The following is a 1,610-nucleotide window of genomic DNA, read 5'->3' on the forward strand; positions in this document are numbered from 1 at the left end:
AAAATCGCGTCTTGTCCTGGCTCACAGAAAGCGCGAACTAACAGCTCGATACCTTCGTCAGCGCCACGAGAAGTAAGCGTCTGTTCTGGCTTTACGCCCGCGTAGGCAGCGTAAGCAGAAATAAGCGCTTTTGGCTGGCATTCGCTGTAGCGGTTTAGGCGAGCAAAATCCGTTTTGTACTCATTATTAAATGGAGATTCATTGGCGTTGAGCCAAACGTCACCCGTGCCGCCAATTCGGCGAGCAGATAAATACGGGGTTAATTCTTGGACTTGTTTGCGTGCTAGCTTTTCCATCTCTTTACTCTCTTATTATCTATTTTTGGTCAGCTTTTCTACTCGGATGGTGACTGCACGTTTGTGAGCGTCGAGACCTTCCGCCTCCGCCATCGTAACCACAGTCGGAGCGAGATTCTGTAAACCTTCAGCCGATAACTCTTGCACTGTCATTCGTTTAGAAAAGTCGGCAAGGCCAAGGCTTGAGTAAGTACGAGTATACCCGTAAGTTGGAAGCACGTGGTTAGTTCCCGACGCATAATCACCTGCAGATTCAGGAGACCAACCGCCAAGCAAGATAGAGCCCGCATTATCTAGTAGTGGAAGTAGCTCACGCGGGTTCTTCGTTTGCACAATTAAGTGCTCAGGGCCGTAGTAGTTAGAGATAGAAACCGCTTGTGTGATTGACTCAGAAATAATAATCAGACTTGAAGCCAACGCCTTCTGCGCGATGTCTGCACGAGACAAGGCTTTTAGTTGACGCTGAACGGCATCCGTTACTTGATCCGCGACAATTGGTGATGGTGTCACAAGAACCACCTGTGAATCAGGGCCGTGCTCAGCTTGGCTTAACAAGTCTGCTGCGATGAAGTCTGGATCTGCGGTTTCGTCTGCAATCACAAGAACTTCAGAAGGGCCAGCCGGCATGTCAATCGCAGCACCACGGAAGTCATTGCTTACTTGACGTTTTGCTTCCGTCACATAGGCGTTACCCGGGCCAAAAATTTTATCGACTTTAGAGACGCTTTTCGTACCGTACGCCATTGCAGCGACCGCCTGTCCACCACCGACATTGTAAACTTCATCAATGCCGCACAACTTGGCAACGTATAAAATTTCATCTGCAATCGGTGGAGGAGAACAAAGCACCACTTTACGACAACCAGCGATTTTTGCAGGCACGCCCAACATCAATACTGTCGATGGCAATGGCGCGCTACCACCAGGAATATACAACCCTACTTTTTGAATGGGACGTGTCACTTGCTCACACATCACACCAGGTTGTGTCTCCACTTTAATTGGTTGTGGCTTTTGTGCTTTATGAAATTTAGCAATGTTGCTGTAAGCCTGCTCTAGTGCTTGTTTCATTTCCGCAGAAAGGCGCTCTGAAGCCGCATTAATTTCTTTGGATGGAACTCGGATTGATTCCGGTTTTACACGGTCAAACTTCTCTGTAAGTTCTAATAGCGCTGCGTCACCTTGAGTACGCACCTTTGCGATCACATCCGCAACTGCAGCGGTAATATTCGCGCCTTCCGCAATGGCAGGACGCTCTAAAATTGCATCTTGTTGCTCTTCACTCAGTGATTGCCATACAACAGTTCTCATTGC

Annotated in this window: 2 protein-coding genes; both read right to left on the bottom strand. The window is 48.3% G+C overall.

Annotated elements, in window-relative coordinates; translation table 11 throughout:
- Positions 1–296: aminotransferase class I/II-fold pyridoxal phosphate-dependent enzyme (locus R7P67_RS23835; RefSeq protein ID WP_318086193.1), on the bottom strand; the 296-nt coding region annotated here is incomplete at its 3' end.
- 15 nt (positions 297–311) lie between these two features.
- Entirely contained in the window at positions 312–1,607 is a 1,296-nt protein-coding gene (gene hisD / locus R7P67_RS23840; protein ID WP_318086194.1) for a histidinol dehydrogenase, read from the bottom strand.
- Positions 1,608–1,610: the final 3 nt, after the last annotated feature.

The organism is Vibrio sp. Vb0937 (assembly GCF_033338855.1).

Coding starts and splice junctions, on each gene's coding strand:
- hisD (WP_318086194.1), bottom strand. CDS start 1,607: ATGAGAACTGTTGTATGGCAATCACTGAGTGAAGAGCAACAAGATGCA.